This window comes from Streptomyces sp. CB02261 (assembly GCF_001905665.1).
In the GTDB taxonomy this organism is placed as follows: domain Bacteria; phylum Actinomycetota; class Actinomycetes; order Streptomycetales; family Streptomycetaceae; genus Streptomyces.
This window is the reverse complement of the sequence record NZ_LIVX01000010.1, coordinates 23,239-44,313: the sequence shown is the minus strand read 5'-3', so window position 1 is coordinate 44,313 and position 21,075 is coordinate 23,239. Positions and strand designations below refer to the sequence as shown.

The 21,075-nt window shown below is 72.4% G+C and carries 20 protein-coding genes; 6 read left to right on the top strand and 14 right to left on the bottom strand.

What is annotated here, in order from left to right; genetic code table 11:
* Positions 1 to 32: 32 nt before the first annotated feature.
* Complete coding sequence (locus tag AMK29_RS28620) at positions 33 to 1,070, bottom strand: LysR family transcriptional regulator (RefSeq protein ID WP_241845749.1); 1,038 nt, start codon at positions 1,068 to 1,070, stop codon at positions 33 to 35.
* 70 nt (positions 1,071 to 1,140) lie between these two features.
* On the opposite strand from AMK29_RS28620, the gene AMK29_RS28615 reads away from it, so the two are divergent.
* Complete coding sequence (locus AMK29_RS28615; protein WP_073818477.1) at positions 1,141 to 2,292, top strand: TDT family transporter; 1,152 nt, start codon at positions 1,141 to 1,143, stop codon at positions 2,290 to 2,292.
* Here the strand turns inward: AMK29_RS28615 and AMK29_RS28610 are convergent.
* The 4 genes from AMK29_RS28610 to AMK29_RS28595 all read right to left on the bottom strand — a co-directional run bounded on the left by AMK29_RS28610 (position 2,240) and on the right by AMK29_RS28595 (position 6,733).
* Positions 2,240 to 2,983 (bottom strand): helical backbone metal receptor, encoded by a 744-nt coding sequence (locus AMK29_RS28610; protein WP_241845748.1) that lies wholly within the window; start codon positions 2,981 to 2,983, stop codon positions 2,240 to 2,242. The two genes, AMK29_RS28615 and AMK29_RS28610, sit on opposite strands and share 53 nt — an antisense overlap.
* Positions 2,984 to 2,988: 5 nt before the next feature.
* Positions 2,989 to 3,540: a helix-turn-helix domain-containing protein gene (locus AMK29_RS28605; protein ID WP_073818475.1), complete on the bottom strand. Its 552-nt coding sequence runs from the start codon at positions 3,538 to 3,540 to the stop codon at positions 2,989 to 2,991.
* Between the two features lie 162 nt (positions 3,541 to 3,702).
* Positions 3,703 to 5,508: an ABC transporter permease/substrate binding protein gene (locus AMK29_RS28600; RefSeq protein ID WP_073818474.1), complete on the bottom strand. Its 1,806-nt coding sequence runs from the start codon at positions 5,506 to 5,508 to the stop codon at positions 3,703 to 3,705.
* Positions 5,501 to 6,733, bottom strand: coding sequence for a quaternary amine ABC transporter ATP-binding protein (locus AMK29_RS28595; protein WP_241845747.1), 1,233 nt, complete (start codon positions 6,731 to 6,733; stop codon positions 5,501 to 5,503). Before AMK29_RS28595 ends, AMK29_RS28600 begins: the two co-directional genes overlap by 8 nt.
* A gap of 288 nt (positions 6,734 to 7,021) precedes the next feature.
* On the opposite strand from AMK29_RS28595, the gene AMK29_RS28590 reads away from it, so the two are divergent.
* Positions 7,022 to 7,927, top strand: a complete 906-nt coding sequence (locus tag AMK29_RS28590) for a 5'-3' exonuclease (RefSeq protein ID WP_073818472.1) — start codon at positions 7,022 to 7,024, stop codon at positions 7,925 to 7,927.
* A gap of 83 nt (positions 7,928 to 8,010) precedes the next feature.
* A complete protein-coding gene (locus AMK29_RS28585) occupies positions 8,011 to 8,862 on the top strand; it encodes a siderophore-interacting protein (RefSeq protein WP_073818471.1) in 852 nt (283 codons plus the stop codon).
* Between the two features lie 122 nt (positions 8,863 to 8,984).
* Here the strand turns inward: AMK29_RS28585 and AMK29_RS28580 are convergent, their stop codons facing one another.
* Positions 8,985 to 9,617, bottom strand: coding sequence for a MerR family transcriptional regulator (locus tag AMK29_RS28580; RefSeq protein ID WP_073818469.1), 633 nt, complete (start codon positions 9,615 to 9,617; stop codon positions 8,985 to 8,987).
* Between the two features lie 185 nt (positions 9,618 to 9,802).
* On the opposite strand from AMK29_RS28580, the gene AMK29_RS28575 reads away from it, so the two are divergent.
* Genes AMK29_RS28575 through AMK29_RS28565 form a run of 3 tightly spaced genes read left to right on the top strand, consistent with a single transcriptional unit; the run spans position 9,803 to position 12,235 of the window.
* On the top strand, positions 9,803 to 10,843 hold the full coding sequence (locus tag AMK29_RS28575; RefSeq protein ID WP_241845746.1) for a hypothetical protein: 1,041 nt from the start codon (positions 9,803 to 9,805) through the stop codon (positions 10,841 to 10,843).
* A complete protein-coding gene (locus AMK29_RS28570; protein WP_073818468.1) occupies positions 10,840 to 11,292 on the top strand; it encodes an ABA4-like family protein in 453 nt (150 codons plus the stop codon). Before AMK29_RS28575 ends, AMK29_RS28570 begins: the two co-directional genes overlap by 4 nt.
* 4 nt (positions 11,293 to 11,296) lie before the next feature.
* Positions 11,297 to 12,235, top strand: a complete 939-nt coding sequence (locus AMK29_RS28565; RefSeq protein ID WP_073818466.1) for an ADP-ribosylglycohydrolase family protein — start codon at positions 11,297 to 11,299, stop codon at positions 12,233 to 12,235.
* A 46-nt stretch (positions 12,236 to 12,281) separates the two neighbouring features.
* On the opposite strand, the gene AMK29_RS28560 is transcribed toward AMK29_RS28565, so the two are convergent.
* The 8 genes from AMK29_RS28560 to AMK29_RS28520 form a co-directional block, all read right to left on the bottom strand.
* Positions 12,282 to 13,679, bottom strand: a complete 1,398-nt coding sequence (locus AMK29_RS28560; protein WP_073818464.1) for a cytochrome P450 — start codon at positions 13,677 to 13,679, stop codon at positions 12,282 to 12,284.
* A gap of 296 nt (positions 13,680 to 13,975) precedes the next feature.
* A complete protein-coding gene (locus tag AMK29_RS28555) occupies positions 13,976 to 16,804 on the bottom strand; it encodes a DEAD/DEAH box helicase (RefSeq protein ID WP_073818463.1) in 2,829 nt (942 codons plus the stop codon).
* 44 nt (positions 16,805 to 16,848) lie between these two features.
* On the bottom strand, positions 16,849 to 17,961 hold the full coding sequence (locus tag AMK29_RS35355) for a diacylglycerol kinase family protein (protein WP_079197181.1): 1,113 nt from the start codon (positions 17,959 to 17,961) through the stop codon (positions 16,849 to 16,851).
* Positions 17,962 to 18,002: 41 nt separating this feature from the next.
* Positions 18,003 to 18,905: a twin-arginine translocase subunit TatC gene (gene tatC, locus AMK29_RS28540; RefSeq protein ID WP_198942359.1), complete on the bottom strand. Its 903-nt coding sequence runs from the start codon at positions 18,903 to 18,905 to the stop codon at positions 18,003 to 18,005.
* A gap of 105 nt (positions 18,906 to 19,010) precedes the next feature.
* A complete protein-coding gene (tatA, locus tag AMK29_RS28535; protein WP_073818459.1) occupies positions 19,011 to 19,298 on the bottom strand; it encodes a Sec-independent protein translocase subunit TatA in 288 nt (95 codons plus the stop codon).
* 185 nt (positions 19,299 to 19,483) lie between these two features.
* Positions 19,484 to 19,681, bottom strand: a complete 198-nt coding sequence (locus AMK29_RS28530; protein WP_073818457.1) for a hypothetical protein — start codon at positions 19,679 to 19,681, stop codon at positions 19,484 to 19,486.
* 47 nt (positions 19,682 to 19,728) lie between these two features.
* The gene (locus tag AMK29_RS28525; protein WP_073818456.1) at positions 19,729 to 19,992 is read right to left on the bottom strand and encodes a hypothetical protein; all 264 of its coding nucleotides are present in this window, start codon (positions 19,990 to 19,992) and stop codon (positions 19,729 to 19,731) included.
* Positions 19,993 to 20,112: 120 nt separating this feature from the next.
* Complete coding sequence (locus AMK29_RS28520) at positions 20,113 to 21,066, bottom strand: helix-turn-helix transcriptional regulator (protein WP_073818454.1); 954 nt, start codon at positions 21,064 to 21,066, stop codon at positions 20,113 to 20,115.
* Between the last annotated feature and the right edge of the window lie 9 nt (positions 21,067 to 21,075).

Genomic DNA, 21,075 nt, shown 5'->3' with positions numbered 1-21,075 from the left:
TCGGAGGCCCGGGGCGCCCTTCCGGACACGGCCTAGCCGCGCGTCAGGGAGAGCAGGTCGCGGGCCGGGCCCGTGGGGCGGTGGCCGGTGGGCCAGACGGCCCGGAGGTCGCGGCGCAGCTGGACGCCCTCGACGGGGATGGCGACCAGCCGGCGGGAGGCCAGTTCCTCGGCGATCGCGAGTTCGCTGAGGACGGCCGGGCCGGCCCCGCTGACGGCGGCCGCCTTGACCGCGGTCGTGGAGGCGAGTTCGAGGAGCGGCTGCGCGAGCCCGCCGTGGCCGGACAGCGCCGCGTCCAGGACCTGCCGGGTGCCGGAGCCGCGTTCCCGCAGGACCAGCGGGGTCGACGCCAGCTCCGCCGGGTCCAGGGGGCCGCGGCGGCGGGCCCACGGGTGCGAGGGGGCGGCCACGATCGCGAGCCGGTCGTGCGCGACGACTACCCCGTCGAGGCCGTCCGGCACGGCGAGCCCCTCCACGAAGCCGATGTCCGCCTCGTTGGCGAGGAGCCGTTCCGCGACCACCGCCGAGTTCCCGGCCTGGAGCGACACCGCCGTGTCGGGCCGGTCGGCGCGCAGCGCGATCAGCCAGCCCGGCAGCAGGTACTCGGCGATCGTCATGGACGCGGCCACCCGAAGCCGGGAGTCCCGCCGCCCGCGCAGGGCCTGCGCGCCCGCGTCGAAGGCCTCCGCCGCCTCCACGATCCGCCGCGCCCAGTCGGTGACGAGCGCGCCCGCGTCGGTGAGCCGGGAGCCGCGCGGCGAGCGGTCGACCAGGGCCACGCCCAGCTGCCGCTCCATGGAGCGGATGCGGCTGCTGGCGGCGGGCTGGGTGATGCCGACCTCGCGGGCGGCGGCGCCGAGGCTGCCGTGCCGGGCGACGGCGAGGAGCAGTTCGAGGGCGCCGAGGTCCGGCACCCGGTGGTGGAGCTGGGCCCGGACCCCGCCCCCATGGGCCTCGCCGCCGCGCGCCTCACCCCCGTACGCCTCGCCGCCGCGCACGTCACCCCCGTACGCCTCGCTCCCGCGCGCGTCACCCCCGCGCGTCCCGCTGCCACGCTTCCGCTCGCTCATAAAGCCAGCTTATGACGTCATAGCCGCATGATCCCTGGTGGGGGCCGGAGAACCCGGCGACGGTGGGACCATGGCAAGCCTCGCACCTCTCCGTCCGGCATACCGCGCCACCACCCACGGCGCCCGGCCGGCCGGCCCTCGCACCCGTACCGTCCGTCACCTCGGACCGAACTGGTACGCCCCCGTGATGGGTACGGCCATCGTGGCCACCGCCGGCGCGGGCCTCCCGCTGCCCGTGCCCGGACTCCGCACGTTCTGCGCCGCGGTGTGGGCGCTGTCCCTCGCGATGCTGCTCGTCCTCGTCGCCGCCCGCGCCGTGCACTGGCTCCACCACCGCGACCAGGCCCGCGCCCACCTCCTGGACCCCGCCGTCGCGCCGTTCCACGGATGCGCCTCGATGGCGCTGCTCGCCGTCGGCGGCGGGGCGATGGTCGTCGGCCGGGACTGGATCGGTCTCCCCGCCGCCGTGGCGCTCGACGCCGTCCTGTTCACCGTCGGCACGGTCGTCGGTCTCGCGGCCGCCGTGGCCGTCCCGTACCTCATGGTGGTCCACCACAGGATCGAGAGCGCGTCCCCGGTGTGGCTGCTGCCGGTGGTCGCCCCCATGGTCTCCGCCGCCCTCGGCCCGCTGCTCGTGCCCCACCTGCCCGCCGGGCAGGCGCGGGAGACACTCCTCATCGTCTGCTGGGCGATGTTCGGCGTGAGTCTGCTGGCGACCCTGGTCATGCTGCCGCTGGTGTTCGGCCGGCTCGTGACCGGCGGGCCGCTGCCGCTCGCGCTCACCCCCACCCTCTTCCTCGTCCTCGGCCCCCTCGGCCAGTCGACGACCGCCGCGAACAAGTTCGCCGACGTGGCGCCGGGGGTCCTGCCCGCCCCGTACGCACACGGCTTCGCCGCCTTCGCCGTCCTCTACGGGGTCCCCGTCATGGGCTTCGCCTTGCTCTGGCTGGCGCTCGCCGGCGCGATGGTGCTGCGGGCGCGACGGCGGGGCATGGGCTTCGCGATGACCTTCTGGGCGTTCACCTTCCCGGTCGGGACCTGTGTGACGGGTGCCGAGGGGCTCGCCCAGCACACCGGTCTCGCCGTCTTCCGCTGGCTCGCGATCGGCCTGTACGGGTTCCTCGTGGCGGCCTGGCTGGTGGCCGGCCGGCACACCGTGCGCGGGCTCGTCAGCGGTGCGCTGCTCGCAGGGCCCGCGCCAGCGCCTGCGGCGCTTCGGTGAGGGACGGCCCGTACCAGGTGAGCAGACGCCCGTCGACGAGGGCCGTGGCGGTCCCGGGGAAGGCCTCGGGGCCGTCGTCCCGCGTGAAGCGGTACGGCTCGTCGGGCAGCACGACCAGGTCGGGGGCGGCGGCGCGGAGCGTGTCGAGCGGGAGGCGCGGATAGCGCTCCGGGTGGTCGGCGTACACGTTGCGCACACCGAGGCGGGCGAGCAGGTCGCCGGCGAAGGTGTCCCGCCCGAGGACCATCCAGGGGCGGCGCCAGATCGGCACGACCGCGGTGAGCGGTGCTCCACCGGCCGCGTCCGCGGTGACCGCGGCCCACGCCGCCTCGGCCTCGTCGAGCCAGCGGGGCCGCCGGGGCACGCCGCAGGCGGCGAGGACGCGCCGGAGCTCCCGCAGGCCCTGGTCGAGGGTACGGATCTCGGTGACGAGGACGTCGATCCCGGCGGCGCGCAGCGCGGCGAGGTCGGGGGCCCGGTTCTCCTCCTCGTTGGCGAGGACGAGGTCGGGGCGGAGCGCGGTGATCGCGGGGACGTCGGGGTTCTTGGTGCCGCCGATCCGGACGACGTCGAGGCCCGCGGGGTGGCTGCACCAGTCGGTGGCACCGACGAGGACACCGGGCGCGGTGACGGCGACGGCCTCGGTGAGGGACGGCACGAGGGACACGACCCTCATCGGGATGGCCCCCATGGCCCTCATTCCACCTCGGCCTCGACGTGGTCGGCGACGGCGACGACGAGCAGCCGCGTGCCCGGCTCGGTGGCGCGCCAGCGGTGGCGCACCCCGCCGGAGAGGTAGAGGGTGTCGCCGCGGCCCAGCCGGTACGCGCGGCCCTCGGCCTCGACCTCGGCGGCTCCGTCGGCCACGTACAGCAGCTCGTCGTTCCGGTGCTGGAACTCGCGTCCCGCGTCCTGCTCGCCGGTGAACTCCAGGGCGTGCAGCTGGTGGCGGCCGCGGACGAGCGACCGGACGCCCGCGGGCAGGGCCGGGGAGGGGTCGTCGGACCGTACGACGTCGACGGTACGGGAGGCCTCGGCGGCGGCCAGGAGTTCGCCGGCGGTCGTCTCCAGGGCCTCGGCGACGAGCTCCAGGGACCGGTGGCTGGGGCGGGCCCGGTCGTTCTCGACCTGGCTCAGGAAGGGCACGGACAGACCGCTGCGGGAGGAGACGACGGCCAGGGTGAGCTGGAGCGCTCTGCGTCGCCTCTTGACGGCCGCGCCCACGCGGGGTGATTCCTTCTCGTCCATGTCGGCTCCCTCCCTCGTGCCTCGCGCGTACTCGTACCGGGCGGTTACCTGAACCTTACGCAGCTTTGGGGCGGGGTTTCGCGTCGTGACGAAAAGGGGCGGTCGCCGAACACGTTCGGCGACCGCCCCTTTTCGGACAGCTGTCGGCTGCCGCGCGGTGGGCTACCGCGGGGCGAGCTTCTCGGCGAGGCCGGGGTTGCGGTCCAGCCAGGTCCGGACGGCCTGCTGCTCCTTGCCCTTGTCGGTCTCCTGGATGACGGCTTCCAGGTCCGTGAGCTGCTTCTCGGTCATCGAGAATTTCTTCAGCCAGGCCCCGACCTCGGGGTTCTCCTTGGCGAATCCCTTGCGGGCGAGGGTGTGGACGCCGTCGCCCTTGCCCCAGGAGCCCTTCGGGTCGGCGAGCTTCTTCAGGTCATGGGCGGAGTAGGCCCAGTGCGGCGACCAGAGGGTGACGACGACGGGTTCCTTGCGCTCGTACGCGCGCTTCAGCTCCGCGAGCATGCCGGGCGTGGAGCCGTCGACGACCTTGTACTCGCCGTCGAGGCCGTACTCCTTGAGGACCTTGTCCTTGAGGATGCCCATCATGCCGGCGCTGGGCTCGATGCCGACGATCCGGCCCTTGAACTGTCCCGCCTTGCCCTTGAGGTCGTCGAGGGAGTCGACGCCCTTCACGTACGAGGGGACGGAGAGCTCCAGGGAGGTGGGGCCGTACCAGGAGCCGAGGTCCTCCATCTTGTTCCTGTACTTCTCCCAGTACTGGGCGTGGGTGACGGGGAGCCAGGCGTCCGTCTGGAAGTCGAGCTGCCCGCCGGCCAGGCCCGTGTAGAGGGCGCCGGCCTCCAGCTGCTTGGTGTCGACCTCGTAGCCGCGCCGCTCCAGGAGTTCCTTCCACAGGTACGTGGAGGCGATGCCCTCGTCCCAGGGGATGTAGCCGATGCTGATCTTCTTGCCGTTGCCGCCGTTCGCACCCGAGGCGGCGGTGGAGCCGGCGCCTCCGAAGAGGCCCGTGCCGCCGGCGACGAGGGCGAGGACGACGACACCGACGAGGGCGGTGACGGGCTGCGGACGGTGGGCCCACAGCTTCGCCCCGGGGCGCTTCGAGCTCAGGGCCGCGCGGGCCTTCGCGGCGGCGCGGCGGCCCAGCGGGGAGACCTGGCGGCCGAGGGCGCCGGTCATCCGGTCCAGGTACATGGCGAGGACGACGATGGAGACGCCCGCCTCGAAGCCGAGGCCGATGTCGACGTTGCCGATGGCCCGGTAGACCGCGCCGCCGAGCCCGCCGCCGCCGACCATGCCGGCGATGACGACCATGGACAGGCCGAGCATGATGACCTGGTTGACGCCGGCCATGATCGTCGGCAGGGCGAGGGGCAGCTGGACGCGCAGCAGGGTGTTGCGCGGGGTGGTGCCGAACGCCTCGGCGGCCTCGACGAGTTCGCCGTCGACCTGGCGGATGCCCAGCTCGGTCATACGGACGCCCGGGGGCAGCGCGAAGACGATGGTGGCGATGATGCCGGGGACGACACCGACGCCGAAGAAGATGATGCCGGGGATGAGGTAGACCATCGCCGGCATGGTCTGCATGAAGTCGAGGACCGGCTGGAGGACGGCGCTGACCGTCTTCGAGCGGGCCGCCCAGATGCCGAGCGGCACGGCGATCGCCAGGGTCACCAGGGTGGCGACAAGGACGAGCGAGAGCGTCGCCATGGCCTCGTCCCACAGCTGCACGGAGTCGACGAGCGCGAATCCCGCGAAGGCGAGGACACCGGCGGCGAGGCCGCGCAGCCACCAGGCGACGACGGCGAGGATGCCGGCGAAGAGCAGCGGATGGGGCGCGGACAGGACGGCGTCGATGCCGTCGTAGAGGCCGGTGACGCCGGTGCTGACGGCTTCGAAGAGCCAGGAGAACTGCGCCTGCAGCCAGTCGACGGAACTGTCGACCCACTGACCGAGGGGAAGCCTAGGCACGGGCGGTCACCTCCTTGGCGCCGGGGGTGGCGGGGGTGGCCTGGGTGGCGGGGGTGGCCTTGACGCCCGGGGCGGAGGCCGCGCCGGGGGTGGTCCTCTCGCCGGGGGTGGGTTCCGCGCCGGGGGCGGCCTGGGGGTCGGGGGTCTCCCGGGGGACCCGGGCGGCCGGCACGGTTCGGGGGTGCTCGTCGTCCTGCGCGCCGAGTCCGCCCATGACGCCGAGGAGGCGTTCCGTGGAGACGACCCCGAGGGCGCGGCCGTCGGCGTCCTCCACGGTCACGGGGTGCGGGGCGCGGGCGGCGACGGCGCAGAGGTCCGCGACGAGCATGTCGGGCGCGACGGCCTGGCAGGCGCAGTCGGCGGGACAGTCGGCCGGGACGGCGCCGGCGGTCATGACGGCGGCGGCGGTGAGCACCCGGGAACGGTCGACGTCCTGGATGAAGGAGGCGACGTAGTCGTCGGCCGGCCGGACGAGGATGTCCTCGGCCGTGCCGAGCTGCACGATCCGGCCGTCCCGCATGACGGCGATCCGGTCGCCGAGCCGCATGGCCTCGTTGAGGTCGTGGGTGATGAAGACGATCGTCTTCTTCAGCCGCTGCTGGAGGACGAGGAGCTGGTCCTGCATGTCGCGGCGGATGAGCGGGTCGAGCGCGCTGAAGGACTCGTCCATGAGGAGCAGGTCCGCGTCGGTGGCGAGGGCGCGGGCCAGACCGACCCGCTGCTGCATGCCGCCGGACAGCTCGTCGGGCCAGGACTTCTCCCAGCCGGCGAGCCCGCACAGTTCGAGGGCCTCGGTGGCCCGGGTCTCGCGCTCGGCGCGCGGGACGCCCTGGACCTCCAGGCCGTAGGCGGCGTTCTCCAGGACGTTTCGGTGCGGGAAGAGCGCGAAGTGCTGGAAGACCATGCTGATCTTGGTGGAGCGGACGGTGCGCAGCTCCCGGGGGGAGAGCGCGGTGAGGTCACGGCCGTCGAAGAGGACTCGTCCCGCGGTCGGTTCGAGCAGGCCGTTGAGCATGCGCAGGAGGGTGGACTTGCCGGACCCCGAGAGCCCCATCACGACGAAGATCTGACCGGGTTCGACGGTGAAACCGGCGTCCACGACGGCTGCTGTCGTCCCCTCGGCGCGCAGCTCCTCGCGGTCGGCACCGTCGACGAGCCTGCGGACGGCTTCGTCGGGTCGTCTGCCGAACACCTTGAACAGGTGGTCGGCCTGGAGCCTGGACACATACACCTCACGGGTAGCAACGAGAACGGCCCGCCACCCCCGAGCGGCCGGGCCGTGGAGCGGGCGGGATCGGCCCGCGGACCCGACGCGTACGGGGGATTCTCTTCGTTGAATCCCGTACCGGGTTCCGCTCCGGGCTCGCGCCTGCCCGGGTTCACCCGGTGCAAACGCAAAGGTGACGGGGGTCACTGCCGTGATACGGGGCGGGCGGGCGCGGGCGCGCACCGGCGGCTCCAGCGCCGCCGAGGCGGACCGAGCCCTAAAGTGACGGAGGTGACTCGACGCCTGATGCTCCTCGACACCGCCAGCCTCTACTTCCGTGCCTACTTCGGCGTACCGGACTCCGTCCGGGCCCCCGACGGCTCGCCGGTGAACGCCGTGCGCGGGCTGCTCGACTTCATCACCCGGCTCGTCCAGGACCACCGTCCGGACGACCTCGTCGCCTGCTGGGACGACGACTGGCGGCCGCAGTGGCGGGTGGACCTGATCCCCTCGTACAAGGCGCACCGGGTGGCCGTGGTGACGGAGACCGGCCCGGACGAGGAGGAGATCCCGGACACGCTGTCACCGCAGGTGCCCGTGATCGAGGAGGTCCTCATGGCGTTGGGCATCGCCCGGATCGGGGCGCCGGGGTACGAGGCCGACGACGTCATCGGCACGCTGACGGCCCGCGCCACAGGCCCCGTGGACATCGTCACGGGCGACCGGGACCTCTTCCAGCTGGTGGACGACGCACGGGGCGTCCGGGTCCTCTACCCGCGCAAGGGCGTCGGGGACTGCGACCTCGTCGACGCCGAACTGATCCGCACGAAGTACGGGGTGCGGCCCGACCAGTACGCGGACTTCGCGGCGCTGCGCGGGGACGCCAGCGACGGCCTGCCCGGCGTGAAGGGCATCGGCGAGAAGACGGCGGCGCAGCTGATCACGGAGTACGGGGACCTGGCGGGCGTACGGGCGGCCGCCGAGGACCGGACGTCGAAGCTGACGCCGGCCAAGCGCCGCGGGATCGTGGAGGCGGCCGCGTACCTGGATGTGGCGCCGACGGTGGTCCGGGTCGCCGGGGACGCACCCCTGCCGGAGTTCGACCCGGCCCTGCCGAAGGCCCCCCGCGACCCGGCCGCGCTCGACGCGCTGGTGAAGCGATGGGGTCTCGGCGGGGCGGTCGGACGACTGCTTCCGGTCCTGGCGCACTGATCGGAAGGGGCCTTACTGGGTCGACAGGGCAGCGGGATGCTAGCTTAGGTATACCTAAGTTCGTCGAGTCAGGAGACCCCCTCGTGGCAGAGCAGCCGGCCCGCAAGGCACCGAAGGCCACCGAAGCGCGTGTGGTGCGTACCGAGCGGATCACCCCGCACATGGTGCGGGTGGTCCTGGGAGGTCCCGGCCTCGACGCCTTCGAGGTCGGCGAGTACACCGACCACTACGTGAAGCTGCTGTTCGCCCCGGAGGGGGTCGCCTACCCGGAGCCGTTCGACATGGAGCGGATCCGGGCCGAGTTCCCCCGTGACCAGTGGCCGACGACGCGCACGTACACGGTGCGGGCCTGGGACCCGGTCCACCGCGAGCTGACCGTCGACTTCGTGGTCCACGGCGACGAGGGCCTGGCGGGCCCCTGGGCGGCGCGCGCCACGGCCGGCGAGACGGTGCGCTTCCTGGGCCCCGGCGGCGGCTACGCGCCGGACCCGGCGGCGGACTGGCACCTGCTCGTGGGCGACGAGAGCGCGTTGCCCGCGATCGCGGTGGCCCTGGAGGCGCTGCCCGCCGGGGCCCGGGCGCACGCGTTCGTGGAGATCGGGGACCCGGACGAGGAGCAGAAGTTCGCGACGGCGGCGGGGATCGACGTGACCTGGCTGCACCGCGGCGACCGCCCGACGGGCGAGGCCCTCGTGGAGGCCGTACAGGCCCTGGACTTCCCGGCGGGCGACGTACACGCCTTCGTCCACGGCGAGGCGGGCTTCGTGAAGGAGCTCAGGCGGCACCTGCGGCTCGACCGCGGGATCCCGCGCGAGCGCCTGTCGATCTCGGGCTACTGGCGCCTGGGCAAGTCGGACGAGGCGTGGCGCGCGATCAAGCGCGAGTGGAACGACCAGGTGGAACGCGAGCAGGAGAACCGGACCACCGAGAACTGAACGACCAGACGGAGCGGGGCCGGGTGATCCCGGCCCCGCTCCGCCTTGCCGAAGGCCGCGCGTCGGGCCGCGGGGACCGCCCGCCGGGCTGCGGCGCCTTCGAACACCCCCGCCGCCGCGCGCTAGGTCACGCTGCCGTACATGCGGTCCGAGGCGTCGATCTGGGCCATGCGCCGCAGGGCGGAGAAGAGCGCGTCGCCGATGACCGTGCCGACGACGACGCTCTCGACGAGTTCCTCGCGCGCCACGTGGTGCGCCACGTGGTCCAGGTCCGCCGCCGCCACCCGTTCCGCCGCGTCCGCGTACGCGTCCAGGACCTCGGTGAACCCGCCGTGGCCGACCTCTTCGAGGACCGCCAGGGCGACCGTCAGGGCCTCTGCCGCCGGGCTCTCCGGATGGACGCGCCAGCCCCGCGCGGCGATCAGCGCCGCCACCCGCTCGCGCGCCTCCTCCACACCGCCGCCCGGCTCACGCTCGTAGCGCGGCACCATCCGGTCGGCCGCCGCGCCCAGCACCTTGTGCACCGACCGCTCCGGGTCGTCGACCGCGACGATCACCTCGCGGATGCCCGCGACCGACAGGCCGCCCACATCGAGGAGCGCCCGGATCAGGCGGAGGCGCTGGACGTGCGTCTCCCCGTACGAGGCCTGGTTCGGGCTCGTCAGTTCCCCGGCCGGCAGTAGTCCTTCCCGTACGTAGAACTTGATCGTCGGCACGGACACCCCGGTCCTGCGACTCAACTCTCCGATGCGCACCGCGTGTTCACCTTCCTGATCCTGCTTTCGGCCTTGCCGACCGCACCCCCATCATAGATAGTGGCGCTATCAGATAGCGGCAAGTGCCACTATCCATACTTTCCCACGGGGGGATTCGTATGTCCTCAGTGACCTCGCACCCACACACACGGCTTCACCGACCACTCGTCTGGTTCGCCGCCTCCATGGGCGCCCTCGCCCTGGTCTCCGCGGTCGGCATGGCCGTCGACGACCGGGTCCTGGTCGGGGTACCGATATGGACGAAGCCGTTCAAGTTCTCGGTCTCGTTCGTCGCGTACGCGCTCTCGCTCGCCTGGATGCTCTCGCTGCTGCCCCGGGGCCGCCGGGTCGCCTGGTGGGCCGGGACCGTGGTCGCCGCCGCCAGCGCGGGCGAGATGGTGCTCATCACGCTGCAGGTGATCCGTGGCAGGCAGAGCCACTTCAACCAGGCGACGCCCTTCGACAACGCCGTCTTCCAGATCATGGGCGCCACCGTCGTCGTGCTCTGGCTCGGCGCCCTGGCCATCGCCGTCCTCCTGCTGCGCGCCCGGATCCTGGACCGGGCCATGGCCTGGGCCGTCCGGCTGTCCTCGCTGATCGCCCTGGCGGGCGCCGCCGTGGGCTTCCTGATGGTGCGTCCGACGCCCGAGCAACTGGCGGTCGACGACTCGCCGATCGTCGGCGCACACTCCGTGGGGGTGCCGGACGGCGGCCCGTCGATGCCACTGACGGGCTGGGCCGGCACCGGCGGCGACCTGCGCGTGCCCCACTTCTTCGGCATGCACGCGCTCCAACTGCTTCCGCTGCTGCTGCTCGTCCTGGCCGCGCTCGCACCACGCGTCACCCGCCTCGCGGACGAACGGGTCCGGCTCCGGCTCACCCTGACGGCCTCGGCCGCCTACGCGGCGACGTTCCTCCTGCTGACCTGGCAGGCGCTGCGGGGCCAGGCGCTGTTCGCACCGGACGGCGTGACGTGGGCAGGGGCGGGGGCGATCGTGCTGTTCGGCGGGGCGGCGGCGACGCTGTCCCTCAGGGGGCCCTCCCCCTCCCCTCCCTCCCCTGCCCCCTCCACCCCTCCCACCCTGCCCTCAGAACACAACGCACCCCCTGCCGGCCACGCCGCACCGCCCACCGGGCCCGTTGCGCCGCCGTCCGGCCACGCCGCGCCCCCCGCCGGCCACGCCGCACCGCCCTCCTCCGCACGTCCCGAAGAGGTCGCGTCGTGACGGGCTTCCTCTTCGAGTTGACGTTCTTCCTGGCGGCGCCCGTCTGGCTGCTGATGATCTGCGCGCCGGCCTGGCGGCTCACCGAACGCCTGGCGGGCTCGCCCCTGACCGTCCTGCCGATCCTGACCGTCTGGACTGTGCTGGCCGTCCCCGTCCTGCCCGAGCTGTGGGCGGCCGTCAGCAGCCCCGACATCGACGCCTTCCGGGAGCTGGCGGCGCTCGCCGACGGCGCGGGGGCGGTCTGGGCACAGATCATCGCCTGGGACCTGTTGCTCGGTCAGTGGATGTACCGAGAGGGCCGGCGTCTCTCCGTCCCACCCCTCCTGATGGCCCCGCTCCTCCTGCTGACGATCCTCCTCTCCCCCGTCGGCCTGCCTCTGTTCCTGGTGGTCCGGGCGGTGTGGGCGTCCCGGGCCACCCGTCGGCCGAAAGAACCCGCTCTACGCTGACCGCATGCGAGACATCGACCGGTCCGTGGGCGCCGTCCTCGGCTCAGCCGCGGGCGACGCTCTGGGAGCTCCCTTCGAGTTCGGTCTTCCGGGTTCCTTCCGGGAGCGCTTCCCGGACGGTGTCGGCACGATGTGCGGGGGCGGCGGCTGGGATCCCGGCGAGGCTACGGACGACACGCAGATGGCCGTCCTCGTCGGGGAGTCGCTCCTCGAACGGCGTGGTCTCGACCTGCCGGACCTCTTCGACCGGTTCCGCCGGTGGGCGGCGTCCGAGCCGAAGGACATCGGTCTCCAGACGGAGCAGGTCCTGCTCGGCGGAGACTCATGGGACCTCGCGGCCTCACTGCACTTCCAGGTCAACGCGCGGGCGGCGGGGAACGGTTCGCTGATGCGGGCCTCGACCTCCGCCGTGTACTTCGCGGCGCGGGGCAGGGCCGCGACCATGGACGCAGCCCGCCGGATCAGCGCCCTGACACACGGCGACGGGGCGGCCTGGGAAGGGACGGCGATCCTCCACGAGCTGGTCCGTGTCGCCCTCCTGGGCGGGGACCCGGTCGCCGCGGTGCCCGCGACGCTCGCCGAGGTCACCCCGGCGCACCGGGGGCGCTGGTCGCGGATCCTCGCTCCCGGCTGGCACCCGGACCACGCCACGGAGTGCAACGGTGCGGTCTGGCCTTGTCTCGGCTCGGCGGTGTGGGCGCTGCGTACGACCGGCTCGTTCGAGGAGGCGCTCGTCGCGGCGGTGGACCTGGGCGGGGACACGGACACCGTGACCGCGGTGACCGGCATGCTGGCGGGCGCTGTGTATGGTGCCGCCGCGATCCCGGGCCGCTGGACGTCCCCGCTGCATGTGCCTCTGCCCGGGTTCGGGGACCGGGTCCTGCGTGCCGACGATCTGCGGGACCTGGCGACGGCCCTGGCCGAGGGCTCCAGGCCCTCCTGATCCCCTCCCTCGGTTCCGTCCGCTCCCCCCGTTGCGGGTTTTCTCGTCAGTGTCGGGCGCGGACCGTCGCCAGGACGTCGCGGTCCGGTTGGAGGGTGAGGCTCGGGACCGGGTGGATCTCGTCGGTGGTGAGGTCCAGGTGGTAGCGGCGGGCGAGGACCGCGAGGACGAGGACGGCTTCGACGAGGGCGAAGCGGGTGCCGAGGCAGACGCGGGGTCCGCCGCCGAAGGGGAACCAGGCGTATTCGGGTATGTCCTCGGCGGGTTCGCCGTCCTCGGTGGTGAGCCAGCGCTCGGGGCGGAAGGCTTCCGCGTCGCCGTACCAGCGGGGGTCGCGATGGGTGGCCCACTGGCTGGTCCAGACGCGGGTGCCGGCGGGCACGGCCTTGCCGCCGAGGGTCGCTCCTTCCTTGGCCAGTCCGGTGATGAGCCAGATCGTCGGGTAGAGGCGCAGCGTCTCCTTGACGACGGCCTGGGTGTAGGTGAGGGACGCATAGTCGTCGTAGCCGGGTTCGTGGTCGGCGAGGACCCGGTCGAGTTCCTCGGCGAGGGCGTCGCGGACGCGGGGGTTGCGGGAGAGCAGGTGCCAGGCCCAGACGAGGGTGGAGCTGGTGGTCTCGTGGCCGCCGATGTATAGGGTGACGGTCTCGTCGCGGATCTCCTGGTCGGAGAGGGGCGCGCCGGTCTCGTCGCGGGCGGCGAGGAGCCGGCTGAGGAGGTCGGGGCGGTCGGTGTCGCCGTCCCGGTGGCGGGAGACGACGCGGGAGACCTCCGCGTCGATGACGGCGGTGGCGCGTTTGATGCGGGCGCGTCCCGGGGTGGGGACCCAGTCGGGCAGCACGGCTCCGATGCCGCTGAACTCGGCGCCGATCTCTTTCTGGGCGATGTCCATGGCCTGGCCGATGGCTTCGGCGTCGGCGGCGGTGTCGACGCCGAAGATGGTCCGGACGGCGATGAGTTGGGTGAGGGCCGCCATGTCCTTCTTGATGTCGACCTGCTGTCCGTCGGTCCAGCGGTCAGCGAGGGCGACGGCGCATTCGGTCATGGTCGTCGCGTAGGAGCGGACCTGCTTGGGGCGTACGGAGGGTTGTACGAGGGAGCGCTTGCGTCGCCAGTCGGCTCCTTTGGAGACGATGACGCCGTTGCCGAGGAGCGTGCGGAAGGCGATGCCGAGGTCGGGCTGGTCGAAGCTTCGCTCGACTTCGGTGAGGAGTTCGCCGACGGTGTGGGGGTGGGCGATGAAGAGGCAGGACTTGCGCCCGAAGCGCCAGCGGACGAAGTCGCCGCGGTCCCGGAGCTGTTCGAAGAAGCCGAGGGGGTCTTTGCCGAACGCGGGCAGGTTTCCGAGGAGGGGTACTCCCCGGGGGCCTTCCGTGATGTCCGGCGACGGCGGTGTCGTGTCGCCGCGTGTCCCGGTGTGCGGATGACCGGCTTGCGTGGTCATGTGAGCCCCTCCCCAACTGGCCTGTCCTGCTTGTGAGTCCATGCAAGCGGAAGGGTCCTGCGCGCGCCACCCCTGTGGACAACGGCCTGTGGACAACGGCTTGTGGACAGCGGCTTGTGGATCACGCGGACGACGAGAGGGGGCAACCGGTTGTCCGGGAAGGCCGAGTGCCCGTGGCCTGATCGCCACGGGCACTCGTTCACTCGTCACTCGTCACTCGTCGGATTCGGACACCCGCCCGCCCCGGAGTACTCGCGGAGCGTTGGGGGGAGCGGACCGTCGGAGCGGTGTCGCCGTCAGCCCACCGAGCTGTAGGCGACGACGCCTCGCAGCAGCGCGTCCACGGCCTTGCGGGCGTTCTTGGCGACGGTGCTGTTCTCCTTGGGCGCCGCGGCCGCGATCTGTCCGAGGACGTCGATGACCTGCTTGCACCAGCGGACGAAGTCTCCGGCGGGCATCTCGGCCTCGCGCAGGACCTCGTCGAGGCTCTTGTCGGAGGCCCACTGGTAGGCGGCCCAGGCGAATCCGAGGTCGGGCTCGCGCTGGCCGACGCCTTCCGCCTGGTTGATCTTGAATTCCTCTTCGAGGGCGTCGAGGCGGCCCCAGATCCTGATCATCTCGCCGAGTGCCGCCTTGGCGTTGCCGGCGGGCAGCTTGGGCGCGACGGCGTCGTCGGACTGGCGTGCTTCGAACACCAGCGCCGAGACGCAGGCGGCCAGTTCGGCCGGGGTGAGGCCTTCCCAGACGCGGTCGCGGAGGCATTCGCTGGCGAGCAGGTCGAGTTCGCCGTAGAGCCGGGCGAGGCGCTTGCCGTTGTCGGTGACGTCGTTGCCGCGGAGGTAGTCGAGCTCGGTGAGGAGGGCGACGATCCGGTCGAAGGTGCGGGCGATGGTGTTGGTGCGGCCTTCGATGCGCCGCTCCAGCTGCTGGGTGTCGCGCTGGAGGCGGTGGTAGCGCTCGGCCCAGCGGGCGTGGTCCTCGCGCTCGTCGCAGCCGTGGCAGGGGTGGGCGCGGATCTCGGTGCGCAGCCGGGCGATGTGGCGGTCGTCGGCGGCGGCGGAGCGCTGTTTGTGGTGGCGCTCGGGGTTGATGTGTCCGGCCTTGCTGCGCAGGGCGGAGGCGAGGTCGCGGCGTGACTGGGGGGAGCGCGGGTTGAAGGACTTGGGGATCCTCATGCGCTCCAGTGCTTCGACGGGGACGGGGAAGTCGATGGAGGCGAGCCGCTTGACCTGGCGTTCCGCGGTGAGGACGAGGGGGCGGGGCCCGTCGTGGTGCTCGAATCCGCGGTGGCCGTTGGTGCGGCCCGCCGGGATGCCGGGGTCGAGGACGAGGGCGAGGCCGGCGAACTTGCCGGTGGGGACGTGGATGACGTCGCCGGGCTTGAGCTTCTCCAGGGAGCCGGCGGCCTGGGCGCGGCGCTGGGCGGCGCCCTGCTTGGCGAGTTCGGTCTCGCGGTCCTTGAGGTCGCGGCGGAGCTGTGCGTACTCCTCGAAGTCTCCGAGGTGGCAGGTCATGCCCTCGCGGTAGCCGTCGAGGCCTTCTTCGTTCCTCTGGACCTGCCGGGAGATGCCGACGACGGAGCGGTCGGCCTGGAACTGGGCGAAGGAGGTTTCGAGGAGTTCGCGGGAGCGGTGCCGGCCGAACTGGTCGACGAGGTTGACCGCCATGTTGTACGAGGGTCTGAAGCTGGAGCGCAGGGGGTAGGTGCGCGTGCCGGCGAGGCCGGCGAGGTGCTCGGGGTCGAGTCCGCGCTGCCAGAGGACGACGGCGTGGCCTTCGACGTCGATGCCGCGGCGGCCGGCGCGGCCGGTGAGCTGGGTGTATTCGCCGGGGGTGATGTCGGCGTGCTGTTCGCCGTTCCACTTGACGAGTTTTTCGAGGATGACGGTGCGCGCGGGCATGTTGATGCCGAGGGCGAGGGTCTCGGTGGCGAAGACGGCTTTCACGAGGCCGCGGACGAAGAGCTCTTCGACGACTTCCTTGAAGGTCGGGAGCATGCCGGCGTGGTGGGCGGCGATGCCCCGTTCCAGGGCTTCGAGCCATTCGTAGTAGCCGAGGACGTGGAGGTCCTCGCTCGGGATGGCGGCGGTGCGTGCCTCGACGATCTCGCGGACGCGTCGGCGTCCGTCGTCGTCGTTGAGGCGGAGTCCGGCGTAGAGGCACTGCTGGACGGCGGCTTCGCAGGCGGCGCGGCTGAAGATGAAGGTGATGGCGGGGAGGAGGCCTTCGGCGTCGAGGCGTTCGATGACCTCGGGGCGGCCGGGGGTCCAGATGCGGGAGCGCTGGCGGCGCTCGCGCTCGCGGTCGGCCTCGCGGACCATCTTGCCGCGTCGTCGGTCGCGCGGGTTGTACGTGCGCGTGTTCTCGGTGCGGGCGAGGCGGAGGAGGTCGGGGTTGACCTCGCGCCGGGAGGCGCCGCGGCCGCCGTGGTCGGTCTCCTCCTCGAAGAGGTCGTACATCCGGCGTCCGGCGAGGACGTGCTGCCAGAGGGGGACGGGGCGGCTCTCGGAGACGATGACCTCGGTGTCGCCGCGGACGGTGTCGAGCCAGTCACCGAACTCCTCGGCGTTCGACACGGTGGCGGAGAGTGAGACGAGGGTGACGGATTCGGGGAGGTGGATGATCACTTCCTCCCAGACGGCGCCGCGGAAGCGGTCGGAGAGGTAGTGGACCTCGTCCATGACGACGTAGCCGAGGCCGGAGAGGGCCTGGGATCCGGCGTACAGCATGTTGCGGAGGACTTCGGTGGTCATGACCACGATCGGCGCGTCGCCGTTGACGCTGTTGTCACCGGTGAGGAGGCCGACCTTGGCGGCGCCGTAGCGCCTGACGAGGTCGGCGTACTTCTGGTTCGACAGCGCCTTGATGGGTGTCGTGTAGAAGCACTTGCGGCCCTGGGTGAGGGCGAGGTGGACGGCGAACTCGCCGACGATGGTCTTGCCTGAGCCGGTGGGCGCGGCGACGAGCACGCCCTTCCCCGCTTCGAGGGCCTTGCAGGCCTCGATCTGGAAGGGGTCCAGACCGAACTCGTACATCTCGCGGAACGGGGCGAGCGCGGTGGCCTGCTCGGCGTTGCGGGCGAGGGCTGCCGCGTACGCCTGGGCTGGTGTGAGGTCCTCTGTCATCTTGTTGTCGAGCCTACCCGCCCCCTGTGACAGTGACGCGATCTTTATCGAGGGGATGTGGAGGGGCTCCGGGAGGGGGCCAGGACGCGGAGGGCGGCGGGGACGCATTCGACGGTGAGGGGCAGCGGGCCGAGGGGCTCGCCGTCGGCGTAGCCGGTGGTGTGGGGGGCGTCGAGGGTGAGGGCGCGGACGCGGTACGTGGTGACCTTGGGGTGGTCGAGGTGTGTGCCCTTGTAGACGCGGGGGAAGACCTTGATCAGGGTGGTGCGGTCGCAGTCGCCGACGACGGTGACGTCGAGGAGTCCGTCGTCGGTGCGGGCGTCGGCGCAGATGCGCATGCCGCCGCCGTAGGAGCTGCCGTTGCCGACGGCGACGAGGGTGGCGTCGGTCTCGACGACGCGTCCGTCGTCGAGGGTGAGGCGGTAGGGGACGGGTCGGAAGCCGGCGAGTTCGGCGAGGATCGCGAGGTCGTACTTGAAGCGTCCGGCGGGGATGCGCATGCGGTTGCCGCGGTCGTTGACGCGGGAGTCGAAGCCGGAGGCGAGGACGGTGCCGTACCAGCGGGTGGTGGTCGCCCCGCCTGGGGCGGCTGGTCCTGGCGTGGCTGGTCCCGGCGTGGCTGGTCCCGGCGTGGCCCGTCCTGGCGTGGCCCGTCCTACCGTGGCCGGTCCCGGCGTGGCTCGTCCTGCGGCGGCTGGCCCTGTGGACGCGGGCCCTGTGGGCGCTGGTCCGGCGGGTGCTCCCGCGCCGGTGTGGATGCCGCTGATCCGGCCGAGGTCGATGCTGCGGGCCCCGGTGGTCTTGAGGATCTCGGCGGTGACCCGCGCGGCGGCGGCGGGGTCGCGGACGGGCAGGCCGAGGGTGCGGGCGAAGTCGTTGCCGGTGCCGGCGGCGATGATCCCGAGGGGGGTCCGGGTGCCGGCGACGGCCTGGAGCGCGAGGGAGATCTTGCCGTCGCCGCCGACGGCGACGAGGGCGTCGGTGCCGTCGGCGACGGCTGCGCGGGCGCGGCGCAGGGCGTCGGCGGCGTCGTGTCCGAGGACGGTGCGGACGGCGAAGCCCGCGTCCCTGAGGGCGCGGGCGGCGGGCTGGGCGGCGTGGGCGCCGCGGCCGCGGCCCGCGGTGGGGTTGACGAAGAGGGTGATGTCGCTGGTCATGGGCGGTCCCCCCGGACGGAGTCTGGGGGGACCTTACAAGATCAGGTGATGTCGTCGTAACCGTTGACCCGGTGCGGGCTGGTTCCGCTGTGCTCTCCGGTGGCCTGCTCGGGCAGGGCGCGGGAGGCGGCGACCGGTTCGACGGCGGCGACGGGCTCGGGCCTGAGGTCGAGGGCGGATGCCTCGTCGTCGTCGAGTTCGGCGTCGGGGTTGCCGCGCCTGCGTCGCCGGTCGTTGAGGAGGGAGAAACCGACGGCGGCGAAGTACAGGACGGTGATGGGCCCGGCGAGGGCGATCATGCCGATGGGGTCGGTGGTCGGGGTGATGATGGCGCCGAAGACGAAGACGCCCATGATCACGCCGCGCCACCAGCCGGCCATGCGGCGGCCGGTGAGGACGCCGGTGAGGTTGAGCATGACGAGGACGAGCGGCAGCTCGAAGGCGAGGCCGAAGACGAGCACCATGCGCAGGGTGAAGTCGAGGACGTCACCGAGCGAGAGGATGTTCGCGGAGCCCTCGGGCGTGAGGCTGATGAGGACCTTCACGCTGATGGGGAGGATGAGGTACGCGAGGTAGGCGCCGGCGGAGAAGAGCGGCACGGCCGCGCCGACGAAGGCGTACGTGTACTTCTTCTCGCTCTTGTGCAGTCCGGGTGCGACGAAGGCCCAGAGCTGGTAGAGCCAGATGGGGCTGGCGACGACCAGGCCGGCGGTCAGCGACAGCTGGATCGTCGTGCTGAACGGGGCCATGAGCGTGTTGAAGGAGACGATCGCGCAGTTGCCGCCGTTGCTGCTGACGTCCGGTGCGCAGGTGGGCACCGATCTCGTCAGGAACTGCATGAGCTCCTCGCTGTACACGAGGGCGACGATCGTCACCGCTGCGACGGCGAGGAGACCTTTCGCCAGTCGGTTGCGGAGTTCACGCAGGTGCTCCACGAGGGGCATCCGACCCTCGGGATCCTTCTCCTGCTTGCGGGCAGACTTGGGCAACCCACGTCCTCATCTCGTGCGGCAGGCCGCCGCCCGGTGCGGCGGCCGCGGCGGACCGGGTCAGCGCTTGGTGGTGTCCGTGGGCTCGGTCACGGGACGCGAGCTGGTCACGTCTCCGGGAGCGGCCTGGATGGTGCGCGGGGCGGGCTGGTCCGTGGCGGTGCCGGCGTGCGGCGGGTCGGCGGGGGCGCTCTGCTGGTCGTCCGACTTCATCGCCTTGGCCTCGCTCTTGAGGATGCGGGCGGACTTGCCGAGCGAGCGAGCCATGTCCGGGAGCTTCTTGGCGCCGAACAGCAGGATGATGACGACGAGAATCAGGATGATCTCGGTGGGGCCGAGCCTACCCATAGCTGTGTACCTTCTTCACCGAGGCGACATGGAGTGCGTGCCCGGCGGGTCGGACAGACGTCCGGCCACCGCGCTGGCTGCGATCGTAACCCGCAGGAGTAAACACCTGGCAATGCCCGCGCATACTCCCGATTGCGTCCCGCGTCCCCGGTCAAGGGCCGCTTCATGCAGCGTACGGCACGGGCTCAGCGCAGGTTCTTCCCGGTTTCGGCCAGGCCGACGGCCGCGGTCTCCAGCTCTTCGGCGGCCTGGTTGATCCGTTGTGTGGTATGGGCCACCTGGCGGCCGAGGCGCTGCACTTCGAGGAAGACCTTGACGGCCAGGACGCCGAGGACGGCGAGGCCGAGGAAGCCGAGGGCGATGGCGAGCATGGGCCAGAACATGTGCGCAGCCTAGACGTTGGGCGGGGAGCGGACGGGGTGTGGGCCGCTCAGACGGTGGTGTGGAGGCGCAGGGTCCGGACGCCGCCGCCGGTGAGGAGTTCGACGATGCGTTCGCCGGCGGGTTTGCGGACGGAGCTGCCGCACTCGGGGCAGGTGAAGGAGTAGAAGGTGGTGCGGCGGCTGGCGCCGATGGCGAGGCGCAGGGCGCTCGCGGAGAGCTCGAAGCGGGAGCGGCAGTCGGGGCAGGCGGCCTTGAAGAGGACCGGGGTCACCGTCGCCGAAAAACCGTGCATCACGGACATTTCCCTCATTTCTCGACTCCTGCGCTCACGCGCCCGCGTACGTCCGCGTCGACCTCTGGTGTCCCGTCGGTGGCCGCATCCGCACCGGGGCGCGGCCACGTCCTCACAGCGTCCCCCGGAGGGGAGACGTCACTCGCCGTCGTACGCGGCGAGCGCGGCGGCGGCCGCCGTCCTCGCGTTGTCGGCGAGTTCCTGCGGTGCGACGATCCGCCCGTCGCTGCCGAGCCGCAGCGCGAGTCGGCGCAGCGACGCGGGGTCCGGCGTGCGGAGGGTGATGCGCAGTCCGCCGTCGGGCAGCTCGTCGGCCCGGTCGTGCGGGTAGTACTCGGCGACCCAGCGTCCGCCGGGGCCGACCTCGACCACCACCTCGGGGTCGTCCGCGGACGGCTGGACGAGACCCGCGGACAGGTCGCGCAGCTCCAGTTCCGGCGGCGCCGCGTGCTCGTCGAGGATGCGGATCTCGGCCACGCGGTCGAGCCGGAAGGTGCGGCGCGCCTCGGAGAGCCGGCACCACGCCTCCATGTACGTGTGGCCGACGGCGAAGAGGCGGATCGGGTCGACCTCGCGCTCGGTGAGCTCGTCGCGGGCCGGCGAGTAGTAGCGCACCCACAGGCGCCGGCGCTCCGAGATGGCCCGGTCGACCTCGGCGAAGACCCCGCCCTCCGATTCGAAGGTCACCGAGAGACGGGAGCTGGCCCCGGCGGCCTCGCCGGCCGCCGCCTCCAGTTTGGCGGTGGCGCGCAGGAGCGCCTCCCGGTCGCTCTCGCGGAGCCCGGGCAGGGTGGCGACGGCGCGGGCGGCGACGAGGAGGGCCGTCGCCTCGTCGGCGGCGAGCCGCAGCGGCGCGGCGACGTCGTCCGGGTTGTGCCACCAGATCCGGTCGCCGTCGGTGTCGATGTCGAGGAGGTCCCCGCCGCGGAAGCTGGTGCCGCACATGGGCAGCACGTCCAGGTCGGAGATCAGCTCGTCCTCGGTGATCCCGAAGGCGCGCGCGACGTCGGCGACGTGGGCGCCCGGGCGCTCGCGGAGGTAGGTGACGAGGGAGAGCATCCGCCTCGTCTGGTCGATCGCGTTGGCAGCCATGCGGTTCGT

Bases quoted from the DNA above. Each gene is read 5' to 3' on its own strand.
- AMK29_RS28620 (WP_241845749.1), bottom strand. From the start codon at position 1,070: ATGAGCGAGCGGAAGCGTGGCAGCGGGACGCGCGGGGGTGACGCGCGC.
- AMK29_RS28615 (WP_073818477.1), top strand. From the start codon at position 1,141: ATGGCAAGCCTCGCACCTCTCCGTCCGGCATACCGCGCCACCACCCAC.
- AMK29_RS28610 (WP_241845748.1), bottom strand. From the start codon at position 2,983: ATGGGGGCCATCCCGATGAGGGTCGTGTCCCTCGTGCCGTCCCTCACC.
- AMK29_RS28605 (WP_073818475.1), bottom strand. From the start codon at position 3,540: ATGGACGAGAAGGAATCACCCCGCGTGGGCGCGGCCGTCAAGAGGCGA.
- AMK29_RS28590 (WP_073818472.1), top strand. From the start codon at position 7,022: ATGCTCCTCGACACCGCCAGCCTCTACTTCCGTGCCTACTTCGGCGTA.
- AMK29_RS28575 (WP_241845746.1), top strand. From the start codon at position 9,803: ATGGGCGCCCTCGCCCTGGTCTCCGCGGTCGGCATGGCCGTCGACGAC.
- AMK29_RS28565 (WP_073818466.1), top strand. From the start codon at position 11,297: ATGCGAGACATCGACCGGTCCGTGGGCGCCGTCCTCGGCTCAGCCGCG.
- AMK29_RS28560 (WP_073818464.1), bottom strand. From the start codon at position 13,679: ATGACCACGCAAGCCGGTCATCCGCACACCGGGACACGCGGCGACACG.
- AMK29_RS28555 (WP_073818463.1), bottom strand. From the start codon at position 16,804: ATGACAGAGGACCTCACACCAGCCCAGGCGTACGCGGCAGCCCTCGCC.
- AMK29_RS35355 (WP_079197181.1), bottom strand. From the start codon at position 17,961: ATGACCAGCGACATCACCCTCTTCGTCAACCCCACCGCGGGCCGCGGC.
- tatC (WP_198942359.1), bottom strand. From the start codon at position 18,905: ATGCCCCTCGTGGAGCACCTGCGTGAACTCCGCAACCGACTGGCGAAA.
- tatA (WP_073818459.1), bottom strand. From the start codon at position 19,298: ATGGGTAGGCTCGGCCCCACCGAGATCATCCTGATTCTCGTCGTCATC.
- AMK29_RS28530 (WP_073818457.1), bottom strand. From the start codon at position 19,681: ATGTTCTGGCCCATGCTCGCCATCGCCCTCGGCTTCCTCGGCCTCGCC.
- AMK29_RS28525 (WP_073818456.1), bottom strand. From the start codon at position 19,992: ATGAGGGAAATGTCCGTGATGCACGGTTTTTCGGCGACGGTGACCCCG.
- AMK29_RS28520 (WP_073818454.1), bottom strand. From the start codon at position 21,066: ATGGCTGCCAACGCGATCGACCAGACGAGGCGGATGCTCTCCCTCGTC.